7 protein-coding genes are annotated in these 7281 nt (G+C 68.2%); 3 read left to right on the top strand and 4 right to left on the bottom strand.

Features of this window, described 5'->3' with window-relative positions; all coding sequences use genetic code 11:
- Positions 1-50: 50 nt before the first annotated feature.
- The 3 genes from QN347_RS13725 to QN347_RS13715 form a co-directional block, all read right to left on the bottom strand.
- The gene (locus QN347_RS13725; RefSeq protein WP_133187083.1) at positions 51-1589 is read right to left on the bottom strand and encodes a Do family serine endopeptidase; all 1539 of its coding nucleotides are present in this window, start codon (positions 1587-1589) and stop codon (positions 51-53) included.
- Positions 1590-1701: 112 nt separating this feature from the next.
- Positions 1702-2565 (bottom strand): protease modulator HflC, encoded by an 864-nt coding sequence (gene hflC, locus QN347_RS13720; protein ID WP_133187085.1) that lies wholly within the window; start codon positions 2563-2565, stop codon positions 1702-1704.
- Complete coding sequence (locus QN347_RS13715) at positions 2562-3701, bottom strand: protease modulator HflK (protein WP_322159804.1); 1140 nt, start codon at positions 3699-3701, stop codon at positions 2562-2564. The genes hflC and QN347_RS13715 overlap by 4 nt, the downstream gene beginning before the upstream one ends.
- 70 nt (positions 3702-3771) lie before the next feature.
- Between QN347_RS13715 and QN347_RS13710 the strand changes: the two genes are divergently transcribed.
- Genes QN347_RS13710 through QN347_RS13700 form a run of 3 tightly spaced genes read left to right on the top strand, consistent with a single transcriptional unit; the run spans position 3772 to position 5744 of the window.
- Positions 3772-4758: an Mrp/NBP35 family ATP-binding protein gene (locus QN347_RS13710; RefSeq protein WP_322159802.1), complete on the top strand. Its 987-nt coding sequence runs from the start codon at positions 3772-3774 to the stop codon at positions 4756-4758.
- The gene (locus QN347_RS13705) at positions 4758-5186 is read left to right on the top strand and encodes a CoA-binding protein (RefSeq protein WP_322159800.1); all 429 of its coding nucleotides are present in this window, start codon (positions 4758-4760) and stop codon (positions 5184-5186) included. Before QN347_RS13710 ends, QN347_RS13705 begins: the two co-directional genes overlap by 1 nt.
- A gap of 33 nt (positions 5187-5219) precedes the next feature.
- Positions 5220-5744: a hypothetical protein gene (locus QN347_RS13700; protein ID WP_322159799.1), complete on the top strand. Its 525-nt coding sequence runs from the start codon at positions 5220-5222 to the stop codon at positions 5742-5744.
- Between the two features lie 142 nt (positions 5745-5886).
- On the opposite strand, the gene QN347_RS13695 is transcribed toward QN347_RS13700, so the two are convergent.
- Positions 5887-7173 (bottom strand): homoserine dehydrogenase, encoded by a 1287-nt coding sequence (locus tag QN347_RS13695; protein WP_322159798.1) that lies wholly within the window; start codon positions 7171-7173, stop codon positions 5887-5889.
- Between the last annotated feature and the right edge of the window lie 108 nt (positions 7174-7281).

Below are 7281 nucleotides of genomic sequence, written 5' to 3'. Positions count from 1 at the left end.
AGATGTGTATAAGAGACAGCCCCTGAAGGGGAGGGGCTTAATCTTTGACCTTACTTCTTGAGCTTCACGCCGATGAAGAATGCCGGCTGACGCCCGCGCACGACATACAGCGCGACCTGCGAGCGGCCCGCGGCCTTGGCCTGCATCACGATCGACCCCAGCGCCGCCGGGGTCGCGACGGGCACGCCGTTGGCCGAGACGATCACGTCGCCGCGCTTGAGGCCCTTGGCGCCGGCATCGCTTGCCGGATCGACCATGCCGATCACCACGCCCGACACCGACGAATCGATGCCGAAGGTCCGCGCGATCTGCGGGGTCAGCGTCGCGACCGTCACGCCGAGCGGGTTCGACGCCGCCTGGCCAGCGGTCGGCGTATCGCTGTCGTCCGACATGTCGCTATCGGCATCGGCATTAGCCTTGGCGAGCAGCGCGTCTTCCGAAGGACGCGTGCCGATCGTCGCGATGATCGTCTGCGGGCGGCCCTGGCGCACGATGTCGAGCGGGACGCGCGTGCCCGGCGTCACGTTGGCGACGAGATAGCTGAGCGACTGGTCGGGATTCACGTCCTTGCCGCCGACGCGCAGCACGATGTCGCCGACCTTGAGGCCGGCCTTGTCGGCCGGCTGGCCCGGCTCGATGCTGCGCAGCAACTCGCCCTTGTTCTTGGCGAGCCCGAACGACGAAGCGAGATCGTCGTCGATCGGCTGCGGACCGACGCCGAGATAGCCGCGCGCGATCTTGGTGCCCTTCATCAGTTTTTCGATGACGGGCTTGGCGTCGGTCGCGGGGATCGCGAAGCCGATGCCGATATTGCCGCCGCCGGTGCTGCCGAGGATCTGCGAGTTGATGCCGATCACGTTGCCGTTGAGATCGAACATCGGGCCGCCCGAATTGCCTTGGTTGATCGCCGCATCGGTCTGGATGAAGCGGTCATAGGCACCCGCGCCGGTCACGCGGTGGAGCGACGAGACGATCCCCGCGGTCACCGTGCCGCCGAGGCCGAACGGATTGCCGATCGCGACGATCCAGTCGCCGACGCGCGCCGCATCCGAATCGCCGAACTTGACGAACGGGAGGTTCTTCGCGTCGATCTTGAGCAGCGCCAGATCCGAAGTTGGATCGCGGCCGATCAGCTTGGCGACATATTCCTTGCGGTCGGTCATCGTGACGGTGATCGAGTCGACCGTCGCGCCCTTCGCGCCTGCAGCGACGACGTGGTTGTTGGTCACGACATAGCCGTCGGGCGAGATGATGAAGCCCGAACCGAGCGAAGTCGCCTCACGGGTCGTGGGAGCAGCGCCGCCCTGACCCTGCTGCTGGCCGAACAGACCCTCGAACGGGGTGCCGGCGAACGGATTGGCGGGCTGCGCCTGGGTGATGTGCTGGCTCGTCGAGATGTTGACGACCGCGGGCTGGAGCTTGGCGACGAGATCGGCAAAGCTCATCGGCGCGCCGGGGCGGGGCGCGGCGGCGGCCATCACGGCGGGTTCGTTCTGGGCGGTCTGCGCGCCCCCGGCGGATGGCAACGCGATGGCAGTGGCGGTCCCGCTGAGCAGCAGGGCGGCGGTGATGGCGTAGGCGTAGCGCACTAGGGTCGTTTCCTCTCGTCTACCAATTGGCAGCAACGCGATAGCTGTTAGCCATGGTTGCTGAACGGCGATTGAATATCAACGGCTGGCGGGCCGTTACGGGGCCGTCGAATCACCGGCGACCCTGGAATTCCTTCAAATAGGCATTGTCGGGTGACAGGACCAAGCTCGTCGAGCCCTTGCCGTCCTGCGCGAAGGTGTAGCGATACGACTGCATCGCACGGTAGAAGTCGTAGAACTCGGCATCCTTGTTGAACGCCGCGGCATAGATCTGCGCCGCCTGCGCATCGGCCTGCGCCGAGATGATCTGCGCGGTCTGCGCGCCCTGTGCCTGGATCGTCAGCGCCTGCTGGTGACGGGCGGTGCGCATCCGGTTGAGCGCGCTGTCGAACGGCGTTCCGGTCGGCAGATCGGCATGCTTGATGCGGACGTCGACGATCTGCACGCCATATTGCGACGCGAGCCGCTGCAGCCCTGCACGGATGTTGCCCATCACCTGCGTGCGCTCGGGGCTGAGCAGCGCGGCGAAGGGCCGGCGGCCGAGTTCGTTGCGCAGCGAGGAGCTGAACAGCGGCTGGAGCTGATCCTTGATGCGCTGCTCGGTGACCGAGGTGCTGCCGGTCGAGATCACCGCCTTGAGCGGATCGACGATGCGGAAGCGCGCATAGGCGTCGACCTCGAGCCGGGTCTGGTCGGTCGACAGCACGGGCTGATTGTCGAGCTCGACGTCGAGCACGCGCTTGTCGACCCAGACGAGCCGGTCGATGAACGGCACGCGGAAGTTGATCCCCGCGCCGGTGCGACCGAACACCTCGTTCGGGCGGTATTCGTTGATCGTCGCGACCGGCTGCTGGAAGCGCAGGATCACCGCCTGGCGCGTCTCGGGGACGATCGCGACCGAGCTGGCGGCGACGATCAGCAGCAGCAGCGCGACGATGCCGAGCGTGATCGGATTGCGGAGCAAAGTGCGGCTCACTGTGCGGCTCCCTGGGCTTGCGCGGCGGGAACGGCGTCGGGCAGGCGCTTGGCGATCCCGGGCAGCGGCAGATACGGCACGACGCCGGGAGCCTGGATGATCGTCTTATCGGATTTGGACAGAACCTGCTCCATCGTGTCGTAATACATGCGCTTGCGCGTCACGTCGGGGGCGAGCTTGTACTGGGCGTAGATCACGTCGAACGCCGCGGCCTCGCCCTGCGCCTTGGCGAGCACCTGCTGGGCATAGCCACGCGCCTTGCTGATGTCGCTCTGCGCCTGCTGCTGCGCGGCGGAGACTTCCTTGAACGCGTCGGAGACCTGCGCCGGCGCCTGCGCGCCGCGGATCGCGACGCCCTGGATGCGGATGCCCGCATTATAGCCGTCGAGAATCTCCTGCATCGATTGTTGGACCTTGACCTCGATCGCGTTGCGCCCGCTGCCGATCGCGTCGTCGAGCGTCGCGGTGGCGACCGCCGCCCGCATCGCACTCATCGCGGTGGCGCGCAGCGTGCCGCGCGGATCGGCGATCTGGAAGGCGAAGTCCTGCGGGTTCGAAATCTGCCAGCGCACCGAATAATCGAGATCGACGATGTTCTGGTCGCTCGTCAGCATCAATTTGTCGCTTTCGGAGCCGCCATCGCCTTCATCGGGGAAGGTCTCGGTGTTGATCGCCGCGACATCGACCTTGGCGACATCGACGAACGGCGCGGGGAGCGTCATGCGGATGCCGGGGTCGAGCGTCTCGGAATAGCGGCCGAGGAAGGTCACCACGCCGCGCTGTTGCGGCCCGATCGAATGGAAGCTGGTGAGGATGATCCAGGCGACGACGATCACGCCGACCGCGATCAGCCACAGATTGGTCGCGCTCGGCGCGCCGGGGATGCGCGGACGCCCGCCACCGCCGAAGCCGCCGGGTCCGTTGCCGCCGCCGCGCGCACGCTTGAGGAATTCGTCGAGCGCGCTTGGCGCAGCCGTCGTGCCGCGCGGTTTGCCGCCGGGGGGCTGCGCCCAGGGATTGCGCGGGCCGCCGCTCTTGTCGTCATCGCCGCCACCAGCGCCGCCGCTGCCCCACGGGCCCTTGCCATCGGCGGATTGGAGGGAGGGGCGTGAAAACCAGCGCGATAGGATCGTCATGCAACCTTTATAGGGGCGGCTCGCGACGAAAAACAGTGGCAAGCGTGTCCATGACGCCTATCTGGCGCGCATGACCGATCCGATTTCGCCCGATGCCGCACTCAACGCCGCCCTTTCGCTCGTCGCGGGCACCCGCGCGACGGGCCGAATCGAGGACGCCCGTGCGAGCGTGATCGTCGATGTGAGCGGACTCGATGCCGCCGATCACGGCCCGCTCGAAGACGCGGTGCGCCGCGCGGCGGGCTTGGTGGTGGGGGTCGAAACGGTCCGCGTCGCGCTGACCAGCCAGCGGCAGCAGCGCGTGACGATCGCGGTCGGCAGCGGCAAGGGCGGCGTCGGCAAGTCGACCGTCTCGGCTAACCTCGCGATCGCCTTGCAGCAGGCCGGGCGGCGCGTCGGGCTGGTCGATGCCGATATCTATGGGCCCTCGCAGCCACGGTTGATGGGCGTCGCCGATCTCAAGCCGACCGCGCACAACAAGGTGCTCAACCCCGTCCAGACGCCGTTCGGCGTGCCGATGCTGTCGATGGGGATGCTTGTCACCGCCGATCAGGCGATCGCGTGGCGCGGGCCGATGGCGGCGGGCGCGCTGACGCAGATGATGGACGCCAATTGGGGCGCCGCCGACACGCTGGTGATGGATCTGCCGCCCGGCACCGGCGACGTCCAGCTGACGATGATCCAGAAATACCGGCCGACCGGTGCGGTGATCGTCTCGACCCCGCAGGACCTCGCGCTGATCGACGCGCGACGAGCGATCGATTTGTTCGTCAAGGCGGGCGTGCCGATCATCGGCCTGATCGAGAATATGGCGGGCTATGTCTGCCCGTCGTGCGGCGAAGTCTCCGATCCGTTCGGCACTGGCGGCGCGGAAGCGGCGGCGAAGGAATTGGGGCTGCCCTTCCTGGGGCGCATCCCGCTCGACATCCGCGTGCGCGTCGCCTCCGACGCCGGCCAGCCGCCGGTCACCGGGAACGGCCCCGAGGCGGTGGCGTTCAAGCAGATTGCCGGCCACGTCGCCGGCTGGATTGCCAACGCCCAAGGGGGACATGCTTGATGCCGATCACCAGCGATAGCGAGCTTCGCACCCTGCTCGAAGAAACCCGCACGATCGCGCTGGTGGGCGCGTCGGACCGGCCCGATCGCGCGTCCTACCGCGTGATGCGCACGCTCCAGGAGCACGGCTATCGCGTGATCCCGGTCAACCCGCAGATCACCGGCGAGCATCTCCACGGCGAGTTCGTGTTTCGCGACCTGTCGCAGATCGGCGATCCGATCGATCTGGTCGACATCTTCCGCAATTCCGCCGCCGCGGGCGACGCGGTCGACGAAGCGATCGCGGCGGGGGCCAAGGCGGTGTGGATGCAATTGGGCGTGGTCAACGAAGCCGCCGCGGCGCGGGCCGAGGCGGCAGGGCTCAAGGTCGTGATGGACCGCTGCCCCGCGATCGAGCTGCCGCGCTTGGGGGTCGCCAAGATCGCCTGAAATTCGCCATGATTGCAGCGGAGTATCGGGTTCATGATGCTGCTGCTCCTCGCCGCGCAAGCCGCGACCCCCGCCGTGCCCGCCCCGGCGGCGCCGACGGCGTTCTCGATTCTGCAGCCCGTTGCGAGCGAGCCGTGCACGCGGCGCGGCAAGGCGGTCGATCCCGACGACATCGTCGTGTGCGGCAAGCCGCTGCCGTCGCAGACGTTGCCCTATCCCAAAGAAGTCGTGCTCAACCGGCCCAAGCCGTCGAATCCCGACATGACCGGGATCGGCGCGATGGCGGTCGAGGACAGCTCGCCGTGCGCGACGATGCAGCGCGGCTGTGCCGGCGGCGTGCAGTTCTTCGAGGGCGGGACGCAAATCGTGCGGCTGATCCAGAAGGTCGTCGCTCCCGACAGTTGCTGCGAGCGACCGGGCGAGGCGAAGGATTTCATGATGCTCGCCGGCGACGTCGCGCACGGGGTCGGGCGGGCGTTCAAGAAGAAGCCCGACAAATCGGGGCGGGTTGCGATCGCGCTCGATGATACGCCGCATAAGTCGGTGATTTTGCCCTGAGGGCAGTGGCCCCCACCGTCGTCACCCCGAGCTTGTCCCGGGGTCCACCGGGCCGCACGGACGACGAGAACAGCATTGGCGTCACGGTGGACCCCGGGACAAGCCCGGGGTGACGGTCTCTTGCGCAGGGACCGGAGGGATTTTACCCCAGGATATGCATCCACAACGGCTGCCCGACCAGGCTCTGCGACCCGCGCAGCCGCTCGAGCGCTTGCGCCACGCTCCGCTCGGGGCCTTCGTGCGTGACGATCGCGACCAGCACCGAACCATCGGCATGAGCGCCGCGCTGCATCAAGCTCTCGATTGAAACGCCCGCATCGCGCATCGCCGCGGCGATCTCGGCGAGCACGCCGACGCGATCAGCGACGGTGAAGCGCACATAGGCGCGCCCGCGCCGCTCGCCGGCATCGGCCGGGCCCTGCGCGGTCAAGGCATCAGCGGGCATCGCGAAGGCGGGGCCGAATTCGCCCCGTGCTATGTCGATCAGGTCGGCGACAACGGCGCTTGCGGTCGGCCCGTCGCCCGCGCCCGCGCCCTGGAACAGCAGCCGCCCGACGAAATTGCCCTCGGCGACGACGGCATTGGTCGCCCCGGTGACGTGTGCGAGCGGATGGCTGACGGGAACGAGATGCGGATGGACGCGCTGGAACAAGCCGCCGGGGCCAGCTTCCGCAAGCCCGAGCAGCCGCACGCGATAGCCGAGGGCCGCCGCCTCGGCGATGTCGGCGGCGAGCACGTGGCGAATGCCGGTCGCCGCGACGTCGCCGAACGCCGGCTGCGTGCCGAAGGCGAGGCTGGCGAGCAGCGAGAGTTTGTGCGCGGCGTCGACGCCGTCGATGTCGAAGCTCGGATCGGATTCGGCAAAGCCGAGCGCCTGCGCCTCGGCGAGCACGTCGGCGAAGTCGCGCCCCTCGGCCTCCATCTTCGACAGGATGAAATTGCACGTCCCGTTGAGGATGCCGTAGACGCGCTCGATCTCGTTGGCGGCGGCACCTTCGCGCAAGCCCTTGATCACCGGAACGCCGCCCGCGACCGCCGCCTCGAACTTGAGCGCCACGCCCGCCGTTTCGGCAGCGCGCGCGAGCTCGAGCCCGTGATGCGCGAGCATCGCCTTGTTGGCGGTGACGAAGCTCTTGCCCGCGCCAAGCGTGGTGCGCGCGAGCGTGAGCGCGGGGCCGTCCGAGCCGCCGACCAGCTCGACCACGACGTCGACGTCGGCATGCGCGAGCGCCGTCGTGTCGTCGACCCATGCGAAGCGGCTCATATCGACGCCGCGATCCTTGCTGCGATCGCGTGCCGAAACCGCGACGATCTCGATCGGCCGCCCCGCGCGGCGCGCGATCAACGCGCCGTTGGTGTCGAGCAAGCGGATCACGCCGCCGCCGACGGTGCCGAGCCCGGCGAGCGCGATGCGGAGCGGTTTGGTCATAGCAGTCACACCTTCGTCTCCCCGGACTCGTTCCGGGATCCCCCGATCAGCGCGCCGATCGCCGATTGCGCTAGCGGAGGAGTGGGCCCCGGAACAAGTCCGGGGTGA

This window comes from Sphingomonas sp. 10B4 (genome assembly GCF_035019905.1).
Classification (GTDB): domain Bacteria; phylum Pseudomonadota; class Alphaproteobacteria; order Sphingomonadales; family Sphingomonadaceae; genus Sphingomonas; species Sphingomonas glacialis.
Note: the sequence above shows the minus strand (reverse complement) of the source record. Positions and strands in the feature narration are given on the sequence as shown.